This window comes from Nostoc sp. (genome assembly GCF_036916575.1).
Taxonomy (GTDB): Bacteria; Cyanobacteriota; Cyanobacteriia; order Cyanobacteriales; family Nostocaceae; genus Nostoc.
On the sequence record NZ_JBALGC010000133.1, the window covers coordinates 40450 to 62915 of the forward strand.

General features: G+C 37.7%; 22 protein-coding genes. 1 reads left to right on the forward strand and 21 read right to left on the reverse strand.

The window, feature by feature from the left end; all coding sequences use genetic code 11:
* Positions 1 to 6: 6 nt before the first annotated feature.
* A complete protein-coding gene (locus tag V7L29_RS29465) occupies positions 7 to 150 on the forward strand; it encodes a hypothetical protein (RefSeq protein WP_334737711.1) in 144 nt (47 codons plus the stop codon).
* Between the two features lie 65 nt (positions 151 to 215).
* Here the strand turns inward: V7L29_RS29465 and V7L29_RS29470 are convergent, their stop codons facing one another.
* The 21 genes from V7L29_RS29470 to V7L29_RS29570 form a co-directional block, all read right to left on the reverse strand.
* Entirely contained in the window at positions 216 to 755 is a 540-nt protein-coding gene (locus V7L29_RS29470) for a WcaF family extracellular polysaccharide biosynthesis acetyltransferase (RefSeq protein ID WP_334693909.1), read from the reverse strand.
* A 128-nt stretch (positions 756 to 883) separates the two neighbouring features.
* Positions 884 to 1378, reverse strand: coding sequence for a YdcF family protein (locus V7L29_RS29475; RefSeq protein ID WP_334693946.1), 495 nt, complete (start codon positions 1376 to 1378; stop codon positions 884 to 886).
* A 387-nt stretch (positions 1379 to 1765) separates the two neighbouring features.
* Complete coding sequence (locus V7L29_RS29480; RefSeq protein WP_334693910.1) at positions 1766 to 2533, reverse strand: glycosyltransferase family 2 protein; 768 nt, start codon at positions 2531 to 2533, stop codon at positions 1766 to 1768.
* 27 nt (positions 2534 to 2560) lie between these two features.
* Positions 2561 to 3217 carry a class I SAM-dependent methyltransferase gene (locus V7L29_RS29485; RefSeq protein ID WP_334737712.1) on the reverse strand — a complete coding sequence of 219 codons (657 nt, stop codon included), beginning with the start codon at positions 3215 to 3217 and terminating at the stop codon, positions 2561 to 2563.
* Between the two features lie 22 nt (positions 3218 to 3239).
* Complete coding sequence (locus V7L29_RS29490; RefSeq protein ID WP_334737713.1) at positions 3240 to 4433, reverse strand: glycosyltransferase; 1194 nt, start codon at positions 4431 to 4433, stop codon at positions 3240 to 3242.
* Positions 4434 to 4435: 2 nt separating this feature from the next.
* Complete coding sequence (locus tag V7L29_RS29495; RefSeq protein WP_334737714.1) at positions 4436 to 5584, reverse strand: glycosyltransferase family 4 protein; 1149 nt, start codon at positions 5582 to 5584, stop codon at positions 4436 to 4438.
* A gap of 6 nt (positions 5585 to 5590) precedes the next feature.
* Positions 5591 to 6877: a hypothetical protein gene (locus V7L29_RS29500; RefSeq protein ID WP_334737715.1), complete on the reverse strand. Its 1287-nt coding sequence runs from the start codon at positions 6875 to 6877 to the stop codon at positions 5591 to 5593.
* A 137-nt stretch (positions 6878 to 7014) separates the two neighbouring features.
* Positions 7015 to 8151, reverse strand: a complete 1137-nt coding sequence (locus V7L29_RS29505) for a glycosyltransferase family 4 protein (protein WP_334737716.1) — start codon at positions 8149 to 8151, stop codon at positions 7015 to 7017.
* 22 nt (positions 8152 to 8173) lie between these two features.
* Positions 8174 to 9232 carry an acyltransferase family protein gene (locus V7L29_RS29510; protein WP_334737717.1) on the reverse strand — a complete coding sequence of 353 codons (1059 nt, stop codon included), beginning with the start codon at positions 9230 to 9232 and terminating at the stop codon, positions 8174 to 8176.
* A gap of 10 nt (positions 9233 to 9242) precedes the next feature.
* Positions 9243 to 9995, reverse strand: coding sequence for a hypothetical protein (locus tag V7L29_RS29515; RefSeq protein ID WP_334737718.1), 753 nt, complete (start codon positions 9993 to 9995; stop codon positions 9243 to 9245).
* A gap of 287 nt (positions 9996 to 10282) precedes the next feature.
* Complete coding sequence (locus V7L29_RS29520) at positions 10283 to 11161, reverse strand: FkbM family methyltransferase (RefSeq protein WP_334737719.1); 879 nt, start codon at positions 11159 to 11161, stop codon at positions 10283 to 10285.
* Between the two features lie 295 nt (positions 11162 to 11456).
* The gene (locus V7L29_RS29525) at positions 11457 to 12407 is read right to left on the reverse strand and encodes a glycosyltransferase family 2 protein (RefSeq protein WP_334737720.1); all 951 of its coding nucleotides are present in this window, start codon (positions 12405 to 12407) and stop codon (positions 11457 to 11459) included.
* A gap of 3 nt (positions 12408 to 12410) precedes the next feature.
* Positions 12411 to 13307 (reverse strand): glycosyltransferase family 2 protein, encoded by an 897-nt coding sequence (locus tag V7L29_RS29530; protein ID WP_334737721.1) that lies wholly within the window; start codon positions 13305 to 13307, stop codon positions 12411 to 12413.
* A gap of 214 nt (positions 13308 to 13521) precedes the next feature.
* Positions 13522 to 14742, reverse strand: coding sequence for a glycosyltransferase family 4 protein (locus tag V7L29_RS29535; RefSeq protein WP_334737722.1), 1221 nt, complete (start codon positions 14740 to 14742; stop codon positions 13522 to 13524).
* Positions 14730 to 15926, reverse strand: a complete 1197-nt coding sequence (locus tag V7L29_RS29540) for a glycosyltransferase family 4 protein (RefSeq protein ID WP_334737723.1) — start codon at positions 15924 to 15926, stop codon at positions 14730 to 14732. Before V7L29_RS29540 ends, V7L29_RS29535 begins: the two co-directional genes overlap by 13 nt.
* Before the next feature lie 250 nt (positions 15927 to 16176).
* Complete coding sequence (locus V7L29_RS29545; RefSeq protein ID WP_334737724.1) at positions 16177 to 16776, reverse strand: acyltransferase family protein; 600 nt, start codon at positions 16774 to 16776, stop codon at positions 16177 to 16179.
* 14 nt (positions 16777 to 16790) lie between these two features.
* Positions 16791 to 18611, reverse strand: a complete 1821-nt coding sequence (locus V7L29_RS29550) for an ABC transporter ATP-binding protein (protein ID WP_334737725.1) — start codon at positions 18609 to 18611, stop codon at positions 16791 to 16793.
* A gap of 108 nt (positions 18612 to 18719) precedes the next feature.
* Positions 18720 to 19442: an FkbM family methyltransferase gene (locus V7L29_RS29555; RefSeq protein WP_334737726.1), complete on the reverse strand. Its 723-nt coding sequence runs from the start codon at positions 19440 to 19442 to the stop codon at positions 18720 to 18722.
* Positions 19443 to 19488: 46 nt separating this feature from the next.
* Entirely contained in the window at positions 19489 to 20445 is a 957-nt protein-coding gene (locus V7L29_RS29560; protein WP_334737727.1) for a GDP-mannose 4,6-dehydratase, read from the reverse strand.
* An 80-nt stretch (positions 20446 to 20525) separates the two neighbouring features.
* On the reverse strand, positions 20526 to 20954 hold the full coding sequence (locus tag V7L29_RS29565) for a hypothetical protein (RefSeq protein WP_334737728.1): 429 nt from the start codon (positions 20952 to 20954) through the stop codon (positions 20526 to 20528).
* Positions 20955 to 21066: 112 nt separating this feature from the next.
* Positions 21067 to 22443, reverse strand: a complete 1377-nt coding sequence (locus tag V7L29_RS29570; protein WP_334737729.1) for a glycosyltransferase family 4 protein — start codon at positions 22441 to 22443, stop codon at positions 21067 to 21069.
* Positions 22444 to 22466 lie beyond the last annotated feature (23 nt).

Here is a 22466-nt window from a genome sequence, read left to right on the forward strand (position 1 = left end):
CAGCAAGTGCAACAACTAGGAGAAACCGTCAAAATTGGCGATCGCCTGCAAATTAGAGTCAATCGTAACGGCAAAAGACAAGCGATCGCTCAAGAAATTAACCAAACTTTTGGTAACTTATTACCTAAAATATCGCAACCGTCGTGCTGAGTATTTGAATAATTGGTGAAATGGTAGCAAACTGAATTATGTGATGCAATCGCAAAAATTGGGTATCATAACTTTCTCTGCTTGATCGGTTGAGCCGGATTCCCAGCATAAATAGTCATCGGCTCTAATGATCTGCCGGTAACGCCACCTAAAGTCAGTATTGCTCCCCGACCAACAGTGACTCCTGGGCCAATTAAGGATTTGGCAGCAATCCAACTACTCTCTTGAATATGGATTGGAGCATCAATCAATTTAAAATCGGGATGATTCCAATCATGATTTCCTGTGCAGAGATAGACTCCTTGAGATAGACAAACATGGCTTTCGATGGTGACAGGAGCAAGGTTATCTATCCACGCATCTTCTCCAATCCAAACAAAATCACCAATGTTTAACCGCCAGGGAAACTTGATCCGCACTCCAGGTTTAATGCGGACACCTTGACCGATTTTAGCTCCAAAACTGCGGAGTACCGAAAGCTTAAAAGCTGAAAGTGGTAGCCAATAACTTTCAACTAAGGGTGACCCAACGAAATACCAAAGAAGTTGCTTCCAGTATGGTGCGCCTGGAGTGTAATTGCCGACTGTGTATTGATCTAGACGCATGGGGTGGGTAAACAAGAGTAGGTTCAAATAATTCGTAATTGATAATACTCGCCTCCGGCGAGAAGCAAGCTACGTAATTCGTAATTGAATTCTTAACTACGAATTACGAATTACGAATTAGTAATTAGTTAAAGGCTCGCTCCTGTATGACCTGTGACGATCCAAAGTAAAGAGCGAACAATATCACGAATAATATGCAAGAGGGATTCTTGAGTTCGGTTCGATGGTACAGACACAGGAGTAAAGGCAATGCCTTGACTACCAAGTACAAGGGTAGCGATCGCCTTGGCTCTGGGCATATGATAATCTGAAGTAATTAGAAATAAGTGTTGTATCTGCTGTTGCTGAAAAACCCTTACTAAGGTAGTAAAGTTAGTCACAGTATCTCTAGCACGGGAATCGAGGAAAACGCGGCTATCCGCAATACCTGCGTCTTGGAAAATTGCCCGTGATTTGTTGGGAGGGCTGCCAGAAGAAACCCAAATTTTTAGGGCTGGATGAAATTCGGCAAACTGGGCAGCGAATTCTTCTCTGTCTTCGCCACCACCAAGCACCAGGATAGCTTGGGGTTGGGGTGCTTGGTGATCGGCGATCGCTAACCGTACTGGAATGAACAGTAGCATTACCAGAATCAATGCTGCTAGAGCTAAAAGACCATTTTTTTTACATTTGCGACGATCAGAATATTTCACCAAATATACTGATTTATCCTGTCGTTTAGCCCTCAGTGTTGTCAAACTGTAAAAAATACTTAGTTGCTTATGAAAGTAGCAAATCTTGGTATAAAGTATACAACTTTAATAATTCAAGTTTAGATGAAAATATGTATAAGTGTGAACGAATATTTTAACTTTATTTTTTATAAATAGAGGGCTTTTTAATTCCATGTTTAACAATTTTACGAATTCCATTAGGTAGGGCAGGATCACCTTGTAATATGATATCTTTCAACTTTTGTTCTGGTTGTACTCGGAATGAGGTAACGTCAAAGTAATCACATAACGCAATAATTAGGTTTTAAATTTCTCAGCTTCTATAAGTCGAATGCTCAAGAGTATTTCTGCTAGAACACGCTGAAAGGCATAGTACCAACCATGCCAACCATCTAGAATACCGCCTTTGATAATCAAGCAATAAAATAAAATTATAAAAGGAGCAAGAATTTTTTGTCTGCGGATGCGATCGCCTAAACTAAGTTCACTAGTAGGAGTCTCTAGTAATTTTTTTACTTCCAACACCGTATAACGATCCTGTGCCCATAACCAACGGTTTAGGGGTTTGCGATCATCGTGGTGAATATAGGCAGAAAGTGTTGCAGAGTTACCAAACAGTTGCAAAAGTTGTGTGTGTCCATCATCAATATACGTAACTTTGCTTTTACGAAAAAGCACTTGACGGGGTGGAAGTATACTACTACGCATTGGTTTACCAAACACACAATACTTGAATCTTGCGAAATAGCCATCAATCTTTCCATCAACTGGCAAAGCAGCAATTTCAGAAATTAACTCATTAGTGACTATATAGTCTGCATCTAGAGATAGCACCCACGGCGACTGAACTTGCTCTAAACCATAATTCCACTGCCTAGTATGGGTATCAAATTCCCGTTGCAATAAGTGAACTTGTGGATAGGAGTTAAGAATTTCTAGAGTTTTATCAGTACTATAGCTATCAATAACTATAATTTTCTCTGCCCAAGTGAGTTGCTGAAGTGTGCGTTTAATATTTGGGGCTTCATTATAAATGAGAATAAGAGGAGTAATTTGCTTTAGCATATAAAAAGTAAATATATCAAAATAAAATCAATTCCCTACTAAAGTACTACAACAAAGCATAGACTTCCAAAGATAGGGAAATCTGCCTACAAAACTAAACTTGATATTTGTATAATTCTCTGTTTCGAGTAAAGTAGTCATAGTTGCTACAGAAAAAAACTTTATGTGACCGCCATCCCAGAGAGTAGTGAAGTGCTTATCCATTTTTCCTGAAACAGCAAGCATGATATTTTTGAGATAGCCATGATAAGGGGTAGTAATAATTAAATGACCATTTTGCTTCAGGCATTGTTTGGCATTTCTAACTAATTCTTTAGGATAAAATAAATGTTCAATTACCTCAGCAGCAATAACAATATCAAACTTTTCTCCTATTTCTGTATAGGGTAGATTGTAGATAGTGCCTTGAATAAAGTGGCAGTCTGGAAAAGTTTGGCTAGCAAATTTAACACCAGACTCTGATTCTTCAATACCAACAACTTCATAGCCATGCTGTGCAATTAAGTTACTCAAACTGCCATTACCACAGCCAATATCTAAAATACGAAGCTTTTGTTGAGTTTCCAGACGATCAGTATATTCTGATATTATCTCTATAAGAGGCTTTATGAGATAAATATGATGGTGTGAATGATTGGCAGATTGGTATTGGTATTCGTATTGGTTAGTAATCTTTGAATCCATATGTTTAATCACTTATTATTTATTATTTATCTTGGCTGATAGCAGGAACAGTCTGATTTTCAAGAATGTCTGTATAAACTGAGATCAGTTTTGATGCAATCCGATCCCATGTGTAATTTTCACAGATCAATTTACGAGCGCGATCGCCCATATTTTTCGCTTGTATGGGATCTTGCAAAAGTCCAATTAAGGCATTAGCTATTTGAGTGACATTAATGTCAACTACACTAGCTGCTTTAGCCTCCGCAGCTTCCGGAAAATTACAGCCAGTCGTGATCAAACAGGGTAAACCCGCAGCCATACCCTCCAATACAGACATACTAAATCCTTCAGAATAGGAAGGAGCAACATAGATGTTTGCGGCTGCTAAAACTGCATATTTAATAGCACCTGTGAGCATTCCAGTAAAAGTGACAGCATCCTTACAGCCTGCTTCGCTAAAATAACTTTCAGCAGTGGGTAAAAATCCTGTATTGTCTGGCCCAGCAACAATTAGGTGAGTTTCAGGAAATTTTTCGTGTGCTTTAGCAAAAGCAGTGGCTAATAAATCTAATCCTTTTTTTGGATCAATGCGACCTAGAAATATAATTAGTGTTTTATTGCGAGTATTGGGAAACTGTTCATAAAAAAGCTCCGCGCTAGGTAGAGATTCAAAATCTGTGCTATTGATACCATTAGGAACAAAAACTAAAGGCGTTTTTAAATTAAGTGTATTTATGTGTCTAGCTTCAGTAGAAGCTGTCATTTGAATAGCATTAGCTTTTTGTAATAATGGGTTTTCAAACAAAGTAAAGTAAAATTTTTTCTTCCAACCTTTATAAGCTAATGCCCAAGGCTCCATCATTCCGTGGGGAGTTGCAATATATGGAACTATCCGAAATTGACAAGCCAGATGAGCAGCTAGAACCGGATAAGAAAAGATGGCATTAGTATGTACTATGTCATAGTCAGATACATTGTGAAATAACCATTTGGTCATTGACCAAGTAAACTTGTAATCTAAAAAAATCAAATAGGAAAAATACTGGACTCTATAATTTTTTTTCGCAATCCATTTATTTAAAGGTACATCTAGAGTTGTAAAGCCATTAGCATTAGTAGCTATGATATCAACGCTGACACCTAATTTACCAACTGATTCTGCTAAATCAATAACAATTTTTGTCGGACCACCATAGATATTTCCTAATGCAGGGATAACCATTAAAATTTTCATTGTTATTTTTTGCTATTTTTATGAACTACTAAAGCATATTCAACTGCTTGCATTAGTCCTTGAGCAAAATAGTCAGGAGAGAATTTTTGAATATGTTCTAAAGCAGCTTCGCCTATTTTCTGTAAGTCAATATCTGCTGAACTCATTTTCAGCATTAACTCAGTTAACTGTTGAGGATTCTCAGGATCAAAGCCAAAACCATTGACTCCTTCAATGATTAAATCTTCATAACAGCCACATCTATTGGAAACTAATACTGGTAAAGCTGCTGCCATTGCTTCATTGACTACTAAACCCCATTGTTCTTGAATACTGGCATGGATAAAGCAACCTGCATGGGCAAAGTAAAGCAGCATTTCATCTTGTTGAAGAAAGCCAGGAAGATGAATATGCTTTTTTAAGCCAACTTCGAGAATTTGTTGTTCAATATTTAGCCGCATCTGTCCTTCACCACATATAACCAAATCCCAAGCACTCTCCCCCATTATCTGATGATAAATTGCATAAGATGAGATCAAAAATGAAAGATTTTTTTTGGGAATGAAGCGATTAACCGCTAAAAAGTAAGGATTATTGACTGGTTTAGGAAGAGATTTAATTCTATTCGGATGAAAGGCATCATTTTCTACTACATCATATCCTACAAATGTTGCTTCTCTGGGCATACCTAATTTAACTAAATATCTTTTATGTGGTTGTCCTCCTACCAAAGCAGATTTATATTTTGTAACAATAATACTTTTTAATGCCTCTCGCCACCAGGAACGAGGGGAATCATTTTCAGTAGTTTCTGACAGTAAAATAGCAGGCTTACGATGCCATAAGCACCAAGCTAGAGTGAAAAGCATTGCAGGTTGAAAATAACCCGCAATTGCTATAACACTGGGATTTACTTTTTTAAGAATAGAATTCAGCTTTTGCACTAATTTAAAAATACTAGTTTTTTCAAGAGCTTGTTCTTGAATCACTGAAATTAATGACAAATGTAAATTATCAACTTTTATCTGCCAGGGATATTCGTCTTGATAACGTGCTAATTCTATAGCCACTACCTGATTTTGCAGGTTTTGATTGCAATTGGCTAATCCCTCTATTCTAGCAATATGATAAGGTCCATAATTAGAAAATAAAATTCCAATGGTAAGATTCATAGATTTTCAAGTATTGTCTCTTAATCCTGAATTAATCGCAGAATATTTATACTTAGCTCTAGAATAGTGAACTGTTAAACTTACAAAAAAAACTTGAAATATTGCTTCTTGCCAAAATCTTCCTATGCCGTGCGTTAATCCTACCATTGCTGGACTAACTAAACCCATATAAAGTAGGCTGCTAAAAATACTTTTTTGATAAACAGCAGATATCCAAATATTTTTAAAAAAATATGCAGTTAGAGCAAAATAAAAACAGCCTAAGTAGCCAAATTCTGAAAAGGAATCTCCAATACCAGTCTTCGTACTCCCAGTAGGAATTATATAACCATACAAATTATTTAGTGTATCTTTTGTTATTAGATTGAATTGTAAAGATTTTTTTAAGTCATAACCTACGAGTTGTCCAGGAACATATTGAAATACGATGCTATCCCACCAACCACTTCCATATCCATATCTACCTGTCTTCTCGGTTGCATCTGCTATTAATGCAGCATTTCTCAATTCCAATATGTCACCTTTTTGCTGTGTTTCAAATGCTTTTTGAGAGGCGGATAATACTTCCTGCCACTTACTGCTAAAAACCAAATCCCAAAAATGGCTACGTAACTCCCCAACTACAGGAATCATAAAAACTAGAAGCACTACAGCTGTGATAATTGCCGCTCTTGGGGGTACATAGCGCAAAACTAGCCAGAATGAAAGACCTATAATAATTATGAATGTCATCGTGGATTGCCGTCGTCCCACAAAAATTGGTTGTACTACAGGCCAACCAGTAACAATTGTTAAAATGATATTAATAACTTTGGGACGCTTTAATGTCTGTAAAAGAAAAATCCCAAAAGCTATGTTGATAACTTGAGCTAGAAAGACATATATAGTAGCAGGTCCTGTCCATGTCCCACTATCACTTCTTTGGATAGTTGTAATAGACAGTAAAAAATTAAACAAGTAGCCCTGAAACATCAGGGCTATTCCTGCTCTAAATAACTTACGTTCGTCGATAATTATGTTGAATTTTTTCAATAATTTTGTATTGGGTTTCATTGTATAGCCTATCCAACAGGCAGCAGCACAGAGACATGACATCAATAAAACCCTTTCTAATGCGTCTTGAGTCACTAGACCAGGATTGTTAATTAATGCAAATACTTGTGGCAGAAGAAACGAAATAAACATACTACCCATGAAGAATGGATATTGATAAATTCGCTCTATGCGAATTACTCCCCAACCAAATAAGCATATGCAAATAATAATTAGTAAATCTCGATATATTTCAACCATAAAATATAAACTTAAGAGCTTATAGCAATTTTAGTTAATTTGTAAAAATTGGGAGATGTAAAAACCTCTTCAAAAAATCGGATTTCTGAGTGCTTGCAAAATACTTATTAATTAAGTAAAAATCAATTCAAGCTTGCTTATGCATTAGTATCGTGTGCAAGACAGTCACGAAACATTTGTAAGTAACTTGGAGCAAGACTTTGCCAAGAAAAATTTATACGTACAAACTCTTTGCGCTGAATTCTGTCTTCCACTAGTTGCGGTCGCTCCAATAGATCAATTAAAGCTGTACTCATAGCACCAGGCTTTGAAAAGTCGGCAAACACTCCCTGCTCCCCCAAAACATACCTCATGACTGGGTGATCGTTAACAATACAGGGAAGTCCGTGAATCATAGCCTCTAGATAGACTCTCCCAAATCCTTCTTTCAGGGAACCAAGTACAAATATATCAGCCGCTTGGTAATATTTAGCAACTTGCTCATAAGGTACTGAGCGAGCAGTAAACCCATCTTTGCCTAACTTTTGAGATGCTAAATCAATAATGGGAGGGCTATTAGCGTCCATGTATCCTAACATGACTAAGTACGGTCTAGGTTCTGGTAAAGCAGCTACTTCATCAACTACATAGTCCATGCGCTTATGTATAGCACTAATCCAGCCTACACTGATAACAATTGGGCGATCGCTAGGTAAGCCTAGCTGTTGTTTAATATTTTGTCGTCCTTCATGATTGAGCAAAGGATCTCCATCTGGTACGTTAATGCCGTAGGGAACAAGAAAATGCTTTGAGGGTGGTTCTCCAGCTTTTAATGCCAGTTCTCTGTAAAATGGTGCTACTTGTTGAACATAGTCAGTTCTAGTAAAAGGTGGATTACAAGGGCCTCCATTAGAAAAGAGTAACTGATAAGGTATACCAATTTGCTTACGCCACCAGTAGAGTTGAAAACCAAGGTTAGAATCGCTATAGAAGATGATATCTGGCTTGCCCTTTTTAATATGGTAGACAAAAGGAAGAAAAGAAGATAATTGTTCAACTACATAGCCATTGCGTCGGATAAACTTCCCCAAAAAAGGTGCTAGTTTTCCATTGCGAGGCAAATTCCACAATCGATGTTCATCTAATTTTTCATCTCCTGCACCCTTAAATAGTTCAATTTGTAATCCTTTACTACTTTGTAGCCCATTAAAACATTCACTGGCAAAGGTTTCGATACCTCTGTTGATGATACCTACACCTGTGCAGGCAAGATAAACTTTTATTATTTTGTTCATATAAATCTAACTTATATATAATTTATGTGTATTCAAAACTCTTTTTAAAATTCAAAAATAGTTTTTCATATTTTTCATAAATAATATATGCAACTAAATAAGTTAAGCTAAAAGAAATTAATAATTTATTAATGGGATGAATATAGTCGTTTGTCTCTGTAAAGCTATAAATTAAGGGATGAAAAACGTAAAGTCCATAACTTATTTTTCCTGTAAATACTAAAAAACGATTTTTTACAATTCGAGACATTAAATTCTGAGGATTTTGGATTGATAAATAGGCGACAACACAAAAATAAAATACAGCTATAATGGTAGGTTTTATAATCTGTACTGAATCCCTATGTTGACCACCAGTAAATAGCCAGCTAATCAACAGTAAAACAAAAGAATAAATTCCAATATTTAAAAAATATTTTCTGTACACAAAAAGCTTATTCGTACATTCAAGATAAGCAAGTAATGAACCAATAGCTAGGGTATCAAATCTACATAGAGTGAAGTAAAACACGCCTATATCAAAATTAAGTAAGATGATGCGAAGGACTATTGATAATAAAATAATTCCAAGGCAGGCCCATATTAAATGCTTTCTTGGTAAAAAATATACCAACAATGGCCAAAAAAGATAAAAGTGTTCTTCAACTGCTAGCGACCAAAAATGACCAGGGCCACTACTATGTAAAGTCGGAAATGTATCTGGAATATTTTGCATATATAGGTAATACCATATCTGATGACTAAACGGTGGTGTCTCACCTATTTTAAACAGTGGCAAAATAAAATACGTTGCTATCAAGAATCCATAATATAAAGGAAAAATCCTCAATGCCCGTCTGATATAAAAATTAGTAAAATAATTTTTTTGACTTTTTGTAGATATTAGAATTCTAGTAATCAAGAAACCAGAAAGCACAAAAAAAAGATCTACACCTGTTTGCCCAAAAACTACAACTTTATTTATCAATAAAATACCTAGAGGTAGCCAGTTAAAATGAAAAAACATCACCATTAATGCAGCAATTCCTCTGAGACCATCTAGTCCAGGAATATGACTTAATTTTTGTATAGTTGTGTTCATTTGATTATTTTTATTTTAAAGGTTCCATCCAAAACCAGGACATCTGCTCTGGTCGCCATTCACTAACTGCCCAGTCAATGTATGAATTAGGTAAAAGTTGAGTGTAAAAGGTATGGTAAGGAAAATCGTTTTTATATCGATCTTTTTGCCATATTCGCTTTATGTAATGAGTGGATTCAAATCTAGAGTAGATTTCTTCAGCCAAACCTCTGGTAATAAAATCGTGTAACTCAACCAAAATGCAGGTATTTTTAAAAGATGGTACTTTATCAGGATTAAGCAGATTTAGCTCATAGCCTTCAACATCACAAATAACTAACTTTTTAGTGTTTCCCAAAAGCTCTTGTTTTAAGTCTTCTAATTCACATTTTCCACAGATTTTAATTTGGTCAAATACAGAGTTTAGTTTTGCCATTTGAGCGATCGCATCCTGTCCCTTGGCTTCCATTTCGTAAACAATAATTTGTGTTGATGGATTTTTCAAGGCCATTCCTACTGCATAGTAACCTTCTCCCCCACCAATATCGATTATCTTTTGAATATCTAACTGGCAAGCCTTTTCTATAAAGGGGTTGAGTTCTCTTTCATAGATGCCAAGTAACTTAGGGATATAAGCACTCCCAATAGATTTTTCAATGTATCGCATACCAGCAAAGGGACCAGCTTGCACTTTATAAGTAGTCTTAGCTTGGGTTAAATGGGTTAAATAACCAATTGGACGCCAGTTCTCTGGAACAATTTTTCTCACAAGCTTGGCTAGCATAATTTATATTCGATAAAGAACAAGAAATTCAACTATACTAATGTCAATTATCGATAAAGATATACTTAATTTAAAAAAGCGTAGACACATATCGGCTTCCCGTAGGCTACCGTCAATAACGCCCAGGAAAATAGGGCTACTTATTAAGTGCTTAAGTGCAAGTTTATAGAGAATTGGTATAACTAAGCTGTTCCACATTTAAATTGCATAATTAGGGCGCTCATGTTGCCCACCCCACAAAAGTTATGTTTTATTCGGTTATGCAAATTAGATGTTTTTCAGCTTAGTTAATTGCTTGGGCGGCAAAGTAACCAGAAGGTATGAATTTGATCGTTGAACCAAGACGCGCTGCGTTGCTCACCTCCCAAACTCCAGAATTTGTAGTCGAGTCCGCGCAGATAAGTTGTGATATCATCTAATCGGTATCCGAGCGGTTCGATCAACTCTGGGTGAATCTCCAAAAAGAACTCTGTTCTTTGGTGTCGCAGAATCTTATCCATGCCCTGTAGGCAAGCTAACTCATGTCCTTCAACGTCAACCTTGATTAGGTCGGGATGAAAGTTCAATTCTTCACATAAACTATCTACGGTGCGAACGGGCACTATCTTCACCTGCTCCGATTCTGCGGCGGTTTGATCGGCGATAACTTCTAAATGATGCCAGTTCAGCTTCATTCTTAAGTCGCCAGGAGCACTGCCTGCGGCAATCTGTAAAGGAGTAATATCGCACTCCGGGTTCAACTGAATATTACGCTGGAGTATAGGAAAAGCCAATGGCGACGGATCGAGTGCCAATGCTTTCGTGCCGGGGCGACCGAAAGTAAAAGCCAAGGAATAAACTCCATGGTTCGCGCCAATGTCGATGAAGCGACTCCGGCTGACACGGAGTTTAAGGAAAAGGTCCAGTTCACCAACCATTTCTGGAGAGCGGTAGCAGAACCAACTAAAGGGGTCTTTTGATTGAGGATCAACAGTCCAAATCAAGTCTGGGCGCATGGCGATTTGCTCGGCGCGTAAATCACGGTTAAGAGCCTCGAAATCATCCTTAGCTTTTAGCACGAGCGGATTAGGGGAGTGGCGGTGGGCACGCGCAGACTGCACGATATCAACCAGAGGAGCGGGCAGAATGCGCTTGAGAGTCTTCTTGAGTTGGTTTGCTGATAGCATAGCTTTGATTTACCTTGATATGTTGAGATGATTGGGCAATTATTAAATTGAAAAAAATAAAGCACATAATCAAAAGTTTTTGGCTTTATGTTTTCTCAAAAGTATTGGTAATTTCGATTGATATTTTTTTTAAACCACAAAAGTTAAATTTTGCTATTTTTGCTTTCGTTTTCTGTCGATTTGTTTACTTTCATTTTAAACGGTTTCTCTTATATCAAAACCACATCCTCCATGAGGTAAAACACGTTGTACAAGTTTTTGCTAACGCGCCCAATTCATCCTGTTTATGTTATTTTTAACTCAATTCCTTGATAAGTAGTTTATTAATATCTTCTGAAATTGGTTGTGGTTGAGTATCTTCAGAAAAAGCAGAACGAGTACGGTCTAGAATTGGCAGTAAGGAAGCATGAATTAATCGCTGTACAAACCGAATATGTGGCGGTCTTAAGTGATTTGTGAACTGGTAGCGTGGTAAATTTGTACCTGGTTTCCAGTATTGCAATTCAGGTTTGTCGTTACTCACAACAAACTTATGCCAATCTGCTTCTGACCATCTTCTGACCAATGGTTCTGACCAATTTTTGCGATTAGTTGAATCAGCCACCATGATTGCTCGTAATCGATTGCGACGAATTAGTTGAACCGGATCGCGGTGAGGATAGTGTCGAATTGGTAGTCTTTCCCTTGCCATCAAACCTGCATTAATAGGAAAAGAGCAGGTTTCAGGCCATTTCATAGTGCTGCGATAGCGACATAAGCGGGGTTCGCTATAATAGCTAGCCGTAAAATAACGCCGACGTTCCGCAATTGGGCGTTGGCGATCATTAATAGTTTCTTCATCTCGTTCCCATGCTGCTACTTCTGCTTCGGTTAATTGGAAGTCATAGTACTGGTGATAAACAATAGTTTCAGAGGGGCGCAGATATGTTTTCACAAATTCAGGTGGTGGAATGTGGTGAAATTCATCAGCATCAACTCTTAGAAACCAATCACCATCTCGCATTTGCTCACGGGCAATATGAAACATATAGCCACGCAATTTATTTTCAGAGAAATATACTGGTTCTTTACGAATTGGCTTAACGCGCTGGTCATGGGAGGCAACATCTAAAACAATTTCCCATGTATTATCAACACTACCAGTGTCAAAAACGTATACAGCATCAACCCATTGGAGGAGATGTTCTAAACACTGCTTAATAATATCTGCTTCGTCACGTACAGGAAGTAAAGCATGAAATTTCATAATTTATTGAAAATAATGTTCGACTTCTACTAAAGGTACACATTCTCTTTGTTTAAGCATCCGATAAAGTTGGAAGCAGTCTGAATTGACAGGAGAGCGCATAGTAGAATCAGTCAAAGCTAATTTAAAGCCTTGCACCAATCCCTTGAGCATATTTATTGGACGCTTAACCTTTATACCGTAAAGTATTCCTTTGACCGATGTACCCAGCAGATAGGGTAAAAGATACTGTGATGATGCGTTGCAATAAAGGAAAAGAATATCGTTTTGTCGGCCAAATACATCGGCTTTAACCGAAACTCTATTAGGATGTTGAAAATGATGAATAGGGTCAGATGTTCCTAAGCGAACAAAGAAATTATTTTGCATAAGGCGAATACATAAATCTCCCTCTTCTCCCATATAGAAGAAAAACTCTTGGTATCCCCCAGCTTTTAAGAAAGCTGATTTCAGTACAGCATGAGCAGCTGCAACAAAAGCATGAGTCAGATACACCTGAGACTTATCTGGAGCTTGAGTATTTACTTTTTCAGTTTGAAGAATGTTACAAAAGGGAATAGCAACCGCTCCAATACGACTATGATCAAATTCTGCTAGGGTTTGCTCAACAGTGTAGGGAGATTGAAGAATAGAATCATCATCTAGGGGAAAAACTACTTCAGTGTTAGCTAGTTCTACTCCTCGGTTACGGTGATAACAAGGACCTCTATTTTCAGAGGAACGATGATATTCAATTTTAGGAAATTCTTTAGACATCATTTTCTGAGTACCATCATTAGAAGCATCATCCATAATTAAAATCTTCACCGTGACACTTTGATTCTGAGCTGCATGGATTGCCTGATACAAAAACTCACGTCGATTATGAGTTGTAAACACAATTGTGGCTTTTGGTAGCATACAATTTACTTCACTTGGTAAGGTACATCATAAAGATGCGAGTCCTGATGTTGAAGACCATTATGAGTTTTTTAAGCAATTTAAAGTAATCGCTGTCTATACTGCAATACGCTTGGGATAAGCCTTTTTCTCTCCCCCGCTTCCCTGCTTCCCCTGCTCAAGAACAACCTGCCTAAACAGATAAATTTCCTTAATCCAAGCGTATTGATCTATACTAAATGAAGTGACTCAATATGGATTTTTCTAAAGCCATTTTGCTCATTGTTACTAGTAATTCAGGTTGAGTACAAAGTGACTCTAATTTCGTAACAATGGCATCTACATCGCGTATTGGTACGATAAATCCATTAATGCCATCTTCTACGATGGAGCCAGTGTTTGGTGTTGCGATCACAGGTAAGCTGCAAGCTAAAGCCTCATAGGTTGCAGTAGCAGAACCTTCGCAAATGGAGGGGAGTAAAAACACGTCTGCCCAATTATAATGAGCGATAATTTGGGAGCGGGGAACTTGCCCTACCAATTCCAGGTTCTCCTGCAAAGCTGCTACTGCATCAGGCAAAACTTGAACTGGACCCACCACACGAAATATGGCTTTCCCTTTCAATTGTTTAGCAGCTTCCAGTACGTAAGGTATTCCCTTACGCAATCCTACAGAACCTACAGTTAATACTCGCAACGGTCCTTGGTGTGGGGTTTTAGCAGAAAGCTGAAAACTGGCATCAATATCATAGGGAACAACGACACAGCGCTCTTTTGGTCCTTGGCATTGTTGAATAGTATCACGCACAAAGTCTGAACCGCATAGAATTACATCAGCCAGTGACCACTCTTGTTGTTCTCGTTCAATGTACTCTGCTAGATATTCATTTTTCTGTAAGGGTTCTTCCCAACCAGGATGCAAAGCTTGTTCTTCTTGCAGAAGCTGCTTCTCTATTTGGTAAGGAGCGATAGTTTGTTCCATCACTGTTTTCAATCCGGCTTGTTTTGCCGCCTGTAGAAGTTCCAGCCCTGCTGTATTGAAAACATACACGCCATTGCCACGTAATCCTTGACGCAGAACAAGCTGCCCAAAAGTTTTTCCTGCCCAAAGAAATGTTTTTGTAGTCTCAAAGGCAGAACTAGCTTTGCGTAAGCGAGAAATATATTCAAAGCCAAAACCAGAAAAAGCTGTGATTAGGTTGGGGTTAATTCCATAGGGAATTCGACTGGTAAGCCTTGTTAAAGACTTACTCTGAAATTTTGGGGGAATCAAACGCAAATATTTAGGAAAACCTTTAACAGCACATATATCAGTATAAAAGTGTTCTAACTGTCCGGCTTGATGTAAAATACGTGGAATAGCGTAATGCCTTCTAGCACCTAGTTGAGCTACTGTGATCTTATCTTTATTTTGCCCAACGTTAGATTGATAAATAGATTGTATTACTGCTTGCATAAGTAAGAGATCCAAACCTTTTTTAATACTGAATAAGAATATCGTTCTAAATAAAACTGTTGTAACTGAGCTTGATCAATTTCACGTTGAGCTAGTTTATATACCATCTGTTTAATAGCAGAGACGAATACGGGCGTTTTGCCAGAAGATTGATTTCCCTGTTCAAATGATTTGTCTTTATTTTCAACATCTGCATAAACTCTTGCCTGATCTGTCCTCCAACGTTCAGGCGCAACTATTAAAACATTCAAATTATTAACTCCATAATCAGGTATTCCACCAACTCCATAGGCTACAAAAGGCACTCCACAAGCCATTGATTCTAGCAGTACTAAAGGCGCTCCCTCAGACCCGACGGTAGGCAGTAAGGTCAAGTCATAAGTGCTGATTAGGTCAACATAGGCTTGTCCATCAGGATATCTCCCAAAACATTTAACGCGATCGCCAATACCTTGAGATGCAATATATTCTCTAATTAATTCTTCCTCTGGCCCGCTACCGTGAATGTGCAACTCATCCAGTACATCTTTGAGGTATTCCCATTGCTGCACTAGCCAGAAAGCTTGCTTATGTGGTACTAAACGACTGAAAAGAGCCGCTTTAGCTTTTCCTAATTCAACAGTTCTTGAGATAGGCTGAGGCAAACAAGCAGTCAACTCTAAAGGTTCTGGTATCGCTGGAATAGCTGTAATTTGTTTTTCCCAGCCAAAACTCTCTGCAAAATTTTCTGCCACAATCGGAGACTGTCCTATTACTTCATGAAAACACCACCGTACTATCCATCGAGAATGACGCCAGCTACGGACAAAACCCGACATCACTTCATGAAAAATCCGCTTAGTCTGGGAACCTGAAAAGAGAGGCGGGAGAAATAAGTTCCAACCTGTACCAACTGCGAGATATATATCTGGAAAAAACTCTCTAACATGTGTTGTAATTTTTGCTAAATATTGAATATTAGATACCAAATCTTTTTTTATTTCTTGAGTGTGACAAAAAATAAAATTGACCTGCTCACTCTGAAAATGTTGTATATCTTGTAAATCTAAAGGCGAAGGTAGTTGATTTGCAATTGAAATAACAAGAACTTCAAATCCCTCCTCTCCTAATGCTCTAGCTAGCCATCTCAAATGAGTCTGGATACCACCTTGTCCTAAAATGTTTCCTGCAAGTAAAATTTTCATTTTTTCTAGAATAATTAAATATGTCAATAATATATTTAAAATTAATAAGATTTTAGGAGATTCAGTACTAGGCCTGCTGACTTAATCTGTAAAAAAGCTACAAATATTGCAGTAAAACAAAAACAGTGATTATTTTTTTGGGCAGCTTTAGGGATTTATGTGTTCTCAGCTTGATTTTAAAGTCCAACTTTGATGTTTAACTAATAGTTTTATATAACAGGTACTGAAGATATACATTTTTATATCTTACTTATCCAATCGGTTTTAAAGTTCTTTTTTCAACTAAGGTAAAAAAAAGCCATGCCACTAATACTGCTAGTGAAGATGCAATTAGTGCAGGAATCAAAGTTATAAATCTTTCTCCCAAAGGAACTACAGAGGTTTTAATAAATAATAAAATAGGTCGATGTATCGCGTATAGAGAGTAAGAAAAAAAACCAACTTTAGTAAATAAACTTCCTAGTTTACAACCCCAAAATTTATTTCCTTGAGGTTTTATGCTCCAATACAATAATGGGTATATTCTCCAGATACGTCGGATTGCATACTGTTTGAGATTTAGGCTGGCTTTGGAGTCAGAGATTAACTGCTGTGCGCCTCGTCGGTGGATGCAGTAACCACTAATTATAAAAAATAGATTTACAGCTAGACCACCGAAGTATAAAGGGGCTGTAGCATAGCCTAACCAAGAATTAATATCTATACTCAAACCATATTGCTTCCATATCTCCCCTAAACCAACCCAAAACATAGGTCGAGCATGGTAGAAAACAACTGTGAGGGCAGCTAAACCTCTTAAAGCATCAATGGAGTTTAAGCGTGCTTGGTAAGACAGGCTAGTAGATGTCATAGAAATTTTTGATTTCAAGTTGATTGAATAATTTGCCCTTTAACAGATACTTGAGATTTATACAAAGACCAATACTCACCCTGAAGTGCTAGTAGTTCTTCATGCGTTCCTTGCTCTGCAACTCTACCGTTATACATAACAATAATCTTGTCCGCTTTCTCAATTGTAGAAAGGCGGTGAGCAATTACAATTACAGTGCGATCGCGGCTTACTTCTTCAATTGCTCTTTGAACAATCCTCTCAGAATTTGAATCTAATGCACTAGTTGCTTCATCCAGAATTAAGATGTCTGGATCGCGCAAAATTGCCCTAGCGATCGCTATTCTCTGCCTTTGTCCACCAGATAGCCTTGCACCACGATCTCCTACAACAGTATCAAAACTTTCTGGCAATTCTCGAATAAACTCATAAGCATAAGCTTTTTTAGCAGCTTCGATAATTTCTAGTTCCGTCGCATCTGGACGACCATAGGCAATATTTTCCCGAATTGAACTATGGAACAAGAATGTTTCCTGACTAACCATTGCAATAGAGTTTCGCCAAGAAGCAATTTGATATTCTCGTAAGTCAATTCCATCAATTTTGATACTGCCGCAATCAGGATCATTAAATCTCATCACTAAATCGACTAGGGTTGATTTGCCACTACCTGATGGTCCAACAATGGCAGTTATCGCGCCTTTTTTCAATTTAAAACTTATATTTTTCAGTGTAGGTTCGGAATTAGCAGTGAAAGTAAAATTAACATTTTTAAAAATTATCCCTGATGCCAAACTTATATAGGGCTTATGACCATCTGGTAAATGTAGTTCATCTGTAGATGACAAAAAATCATGAATTACTTCTAAACTACCTGATAGTAATGCTAGTTGAGAGCGTAAACCATTAAGATGATTCATTCGCGGTATAATTCGTAATAATGTATACGTATAGGCTAACAATAAGGGTAACCCTCCACCTCCTGTGGCAGAAACTACGCTTGAACCTACACCAAGAAGCAACAACAGTAGGGTAATTCCTGCTGTTTCAGTCAGGGGAACTATTGCTGAATTATATTTAAAAGCTCCTAGTTCTGCCACATAGCGGTTTGTTAGATATTTATCAGCACGCTTTAGCTCCCTGAATTCGGACTTAAACGATTTAATCACTCGAATTCCACTCAGTAACTCTGTAATCAATGAAGAAAATTCGTCGATAGAGTTAGCCGCTTTGCGTCCATAAATTCTAACAGAATTTAGCAATGCTTTTAACATAAAAGATACTACTAATAAACTTATTACACTAATTATTGTTAATATAGGTGATAACCCAATAAGTACAATTAAAAGTATAAAAACCATCAGAAGTTCTCTAATGATTTCTATCACTTGAGAAGATAAAATTTCACTACGTTGAGCTTGTTCATTTACGAAACTTAATAGCTTACCTATATTTGAGCGATTATAAAATGATACTTCTAGTTTTAAAAAGCGTTCAATGCAAACTTTACGAAGTAAAAATCCAACTTTGAGTTGTAAATTATTAATATTAATATTTGAGAAATATAAAAATATGTTTTTAAGAATTGTTAAGCTCAGTAGACTGATGAACAATATTAGCAAATGCCAACTTTTAGGAAAAATGGCATATAGTTCAATTATGTTTTTGACAATTCTTGGTGATTGACTGATATTAGATAAACCACCCCCCAATTCTTGAAGAATTAGCATCACAAGAGGAGTAGAAATTCCCTCTAAAACAGAGGTAAACAATGCTAATATCAAAGATTTAATTGCCAGATATCGTTGAGCAATAATTAATTTTATAAGTATACTGATAGCTTTATTTTGCAGCATTACTTGCTAGCTAGCGATATTTTATTGTGATAAAGTTTAGAAAAATTTTGTTTTGGCTGCTCTAAGGAGTTAGATAGCTTGTGCCTAAAGTCTGAAATTTTTGAGCTATCAGCGTTGCCAGACTAGAAGCTTCTGTCCATTAGCCTCTACAGGCTCAACTACCAAGTTTAGTCCTACTGACTTTAAAGAATCATAGATTTCATGATGAAGTTCTTCAGAGGCATTGTGCAATTCCATAAAAATTAAATTTACCTGCTTGAAGATATCTAGATGGGAACGTACAAAGGCAAACTCACCTCCCTCAATATCTATCTTCATCAGGTCAATCACTCTTTTACCCACTACTTCTTGTAAATCAATAAAAGAAATATTGAAAGGTTTTGTTCCTTGGCTGTACTGCATATTCGTAGCCAAATAATTCTGGGGTTTAATCCAAAGTGTTGCGCTACCATCTTTTTCTCCTAGAAGACCTTGTTTAAGTTCAACTCGGTGGCTTAGACCAGCATTTGATATATTTTTTTGGACAATTGGTAAAAGATATGGATTGGGTTCAACAAGAATATATTCAGTATCTGAAGTACCAAACTTACTCTGAAAACAAATGTCTGCCAAAATACTGAAATGACCGCAATGTGCGCCACAGTCCACTACTAATTTTGGAGAGCTATTAACCCATTGAAATACTTGCCAGTAAAATGGATGACAAAAAACATCTTTAAAGCTAGCTATTTCATATTTATTTTTAAGTGTAACTTTGGATTGATTTTGCAAATTAAATTCGCAAGTGATCCAGCGAGCTAAACGTCTGTAAAGAAAGAATGGTAAACTCATTTAGCAATAGCAGTAATATTAAGTTGTTAAATTTCGGAAATTTGCTTTAATTAACTTGCCTTGCTTCCACCATCATCCGCACCACATCCTGCATCTTATATTTCGCCTGCCAGCCCAATTTGTTCTTCGCCTTAACTGGATTCCCTCTACCTACTGCCAAATCTGTAGGTCGCAGTAGGCTATTATCTATCACAACATGTTCACGCCAATCTAAATCTACAGATGCAAATGCTGCTGCTACAAATTCCTCTAATGAACTGCTCTCTCCCGTAGCAATTACATAATCATCTGGCTGCTCCTGTTGCAGCATCAAATACATCGCCTCAACATATTCAGGTGCCCAACCCCAGTCACGCTGAATCTGTATATTGCCTAAATACAGCTTTTCATTACTACCTTGAGCAATACGACAAGCACCAGCAACAATCTTTTGCGTCACAAATCTTTCAGGACGCAGAGGAGATTCATGATTAAACAGAATCCCAGAACAGGCAAACAAACCATAAGCTTCCCGGTAGTTAGCAACTTCCCAAAAAGCAGTGGCTTTAGCTACAGCATAAGGGCTTCTGGGTCGGAATGGTGTTGTTTCATCAGCGGCGGTTTCGCCAGTATCCCCAAAACATTCACTGGAACCAGCATTATATAGTTTGATTGGAACACTCAAAAAACGAATAGCTTCGAGCAAATTGAGAGTACCAGTGGCTATGCTTTCTAAAGTTTCTACTGGTTGTTCAAAAGACAAACCAACTGAACTTTGTCCTGCTAAATTGTAAATCTCATTTGGCTGGATTTTTGTCAACACTTGCAACACACTGCGAAAGTCATTTAGAGCCATTGACTCTAACTTTACTTGGTCTTTGATACCTAAGTTAACCAAGTTTCGGAATGGGGAAATCTGGGCATCTCGTGAAGTACCACAGACAAGATAGTCTTTATTAATAAGGAACTGTGTCAGGTAAGCTCCATCCTGACCCGATATTCCACAAATGAGAGCTTTCTTCATCGGGTTATCTTAGTTAATCCAAATTGTTTGCAGTGTTTCAAGAAGAGAGAAAACTTGAATTTGAAATTCATCTTTAAGGTTTAACTCACAAATTGGAAACCATTAAGACCTTGATAACCAATCTGTCTGGCACTCCTACGAGTAAACTCCCCAACAGAAGGGTTCCCCAGAGAATCAATTACTCCCGTGACTTGCTGCCATAGTTCTTGTGGTGCTACCGAAATTTCATAACTCTGATCATCACATTTACGAATGTGATACCAAGTTGTTTGCTGACACTCTTCACACCAAAAAGCTTCTAACCATTCCCCTTCTATAGGCACTGCGGTTTGGTTAGCTACTAACATCAACGCATTCCGCCGACTCATCCCTCGTTGCTGTAATTGACCTGCTTGGTCAGCAAACATTTTATATTTCTGACTGACGCTATCGATATAGCAGCTATGAATGGGGCAATAAATAGCCCGTCGTTTGGAACGTTTCCGATTTTGGTCACACCTTCTCTGCAATTTCACCTCCTATATAGACAAAAACTATGAGCAAGGAAGGCTATGTTGAAGGGACTGAGATCAATAAGACCATCAAAGCCCAACTCCTAAAAAATACGGTAAAAATATTCAATTAACTCCAATCTGCTTGCTTTACATCGCTTTCAGACATGGTTTTTATCTCATCAGACAATAGTGCCTGCTGCAAAACATCTAAGTATTGTTGAGAGATAACTTTCGGTGTAAAGTGCGACGATCGCAAATACTGGCGACCTGCTTTGCCCATCTGCTCTGCTACTTGTGGATCTCGATTCAGAAAGCGAATAAATTGCGCTAGACCTTGAGCATCTCCATTGTCAAATGTCCCACCACAGTTGGCTTCAGACATCATTTCTCTGAGATATGAAGTCTGTGAGCAAATTACTGCTATTGGTCGCCCAGAGGCTAAAGCTGAATAAAATTTGCAGGGAACAACTAAACCCTCTGTAGTTGCATCCACACTTACTAGTGATAGATCACAAGCTGTTAAAGAATAGGGTAACACTTGCTGATCTTGATAAGGTAAAAACGTAAAATTGTTCAGCCCTAACCGATTTACTTCCGTGATTAATTCATCGCGTTTGGCACCACCACCAATACAGACAAACTGAATTGGCTCATCTTGTAGTTCCTTTGCAGCTTCCAACATCGTGTCGATGTCATGGCAGCGACCCATATTACCAGAATAGAGTACGGTAAATTTGTTAACTAAGTTATACTTCCAAGCAAACCAGTTTTCTCGCTTGGCAATCGGCACGATCACTTCTGGGTTTGCCCAACTGTGAATTATAGAAATTTTATCAGCTACTTCGGGACAATGTGCTACTACCTGTTGTTTCATCGCCGGACTAAGTACTATAATCCCCTTAGCATTTAACCAAACCTGTTTGTTGATCCCACGCCACAAGCGTACTAGCCAGTTACTTTTTGAAATTACGCCTAGTGCGATCGCAATATCAGGGTATAGGTCATAGAGTATACACACATAGGGCAATCGGAACAATAAATAAGCCAAATATCCTATAACTGGCAAAAATGGAGGAGCTGTAGTTAGTAGTAATATATTGTTGCGACGCCAAGCTTTGAGGAGATACAGCGTAGCACGTAAGGTATATAATACCCCATTAACAGCTTTACCACGAATCCTTCCCGGCCAGAGTTGGGCTGTGCGCGATCGCTGAATTCTGATTTGGTCAGCCCATTCAACTTCTGAGGCCGTATGAGAGCTAAACGCATATCCTGGCTGACTTGTAAAGACTTCAATATCCACCCCTTGCTTCTCTAACTGTCTCACTAGTTCTTCGAGCAACTGCCCTGTAGCAGCATAATCTGGGGGAAAAAATTGGGTGACTACAGATAATTTAATTGATTTTTGAGCTTTTACAGAAGGTTTATTTCTTGAATCTAACTCAGTAGAAATCGATTGCAAAAATTTTTGATTAATCCATTCATTTAGTTCATTAAGTCTCATCAGCTATGTTCCTAGTCTAGAGT

Coding starts and splice junctions, on each gene's coding strand:
- V7L29_RS29470 (WP_334693909.1), bottom strand. CDS start 755: ATGCGTCTAGATCAATACACAGTCGGCAATTACACTCCAGGCGCACCA.
- V7L29_RS29475 (WP_334693946.1), bottom strand. CDS start 1,378: ATGCTACTGTTCATTCCAGTACGGTTAGCGATCGCCGATCACCAAGCA.
- V7L29_RS29480 (WP_334693910.1), bottom strand. CDS start 2,533: ATGCTAAAGCAAATTACTCCTCTTATTCTCATTTATAATGAAGCCCCA.
- V7L29_RS29485 (WP_334737712.1), bottom strand. CDS start 3,217: ATGGATTCAAAGATTACTAACCAATACGAATACCAATACCAATCTGCC.
- V7L29_RS29490 (WP_334737713.1), bottom strand. CDS start 4,433: ATGAAAATTTTAATGGTTATCCCTGCATTAGGAAATATCTATGGTGGT.
- V7L29_RS29495 (WP_334737714.1), bottom strand. CDS start 5,584: ATGAATCTTACCATTGGAATTTTATTTTCTAATTATGGACCTTATCAT.
- V7L29_RS29500 (WP_334737715.1), bottom strand. CDS start 6,877: ATGGTTGAAATATATCGAGATTTACTAATTATTATTTGCATATGCTTA.
- V7L29_RS29505 (WP_334737716.1), bottom strand. CDS start 8,151: ATGAACAAAATAATAAAAGTTTATCTTGCCTGCACAGGTGTAGGTATC.
- V7L29_RS29510 (WP_334737717.1), bottom strand. CDS start 9,232: ATGAACACAACTATACAAAAATTAAGTCATATTCCTGGACTAGATGGT.
- V7L29_RS29515 (WP_334737718.1), bottom strand. CDS start 9,995: ATGCTAGCCAAGCTTGTGAGAAAAATTGTTCCAGAGAACTGGCGTCCA.
- V7L29_RS29520 (WP_334737719.1), bottom strand. CDS start 11,161: ATGCTATCAGCAAACCAACTCAAGAAGACTCTCAAGCGCATTCTGCCC.
- V7L29_RS29525 (WP_334737720.1), bottom strand. CDS start 12,407: ATGAAATTTCATGCTTTACTTCCTGTACGTGACGAAGCAGATATTATT.
- V7L29_RS29530 (WP_334737721.1), bottom strand. CDS start 13,307: ATGCTACCAAAAGCCACAATTGTGTTTACAACTCATAATCGACGTGAG.
- V7L29_RS29535 (WP_334737722.1), bottom strand. CDS start 14,742: ATGCAAGCAGTAATACAATCTATTTATCAATCTAACGTTGGGCAAAAT.
- V7L29_RS29540 (WP_334737723.1), bottom strand. CDS start 15,926: ATGAAAATTTTACTTGCAGGAAACATTTTAGGACAAGGTGGTATCCAG.
- V7L29_RS29545 (WP_334737724.1), bottom strand. CDS start 16,776: ATGACATCTACTAGCCTGTCTTACCAAGCACGCTTAAACTCCATTGAT.
- V7L29_RS29550 (WP_334737725.1), bottom strand. CDS start 18,611: ATGCTGCAAAATAAAGCTATCAGTATACTTATAAAATTAATTATTGCT.
- V7L29_RS29555 (WP_334737726.1), bottom strand. CDS start 19,442: ATGAGTTTACCATTCTTTCTTTACAGACGTTTAGCTCGCTGGATCACT.
- V7L29_RS29560 (WP_334737727.1), bottom strand. CDS start 20,445: ATGAAGAAAGCTCTCATTTGTGGAATATCGGGTCAGGATGGAGCTTAC.
- V7L29_RS29570 (WP_334737729.1), bottom strand. CDS start 22,443: ATGAGACTTAATGAACTAAATGAATGGATTAATCAAAAATTTTTGCAA.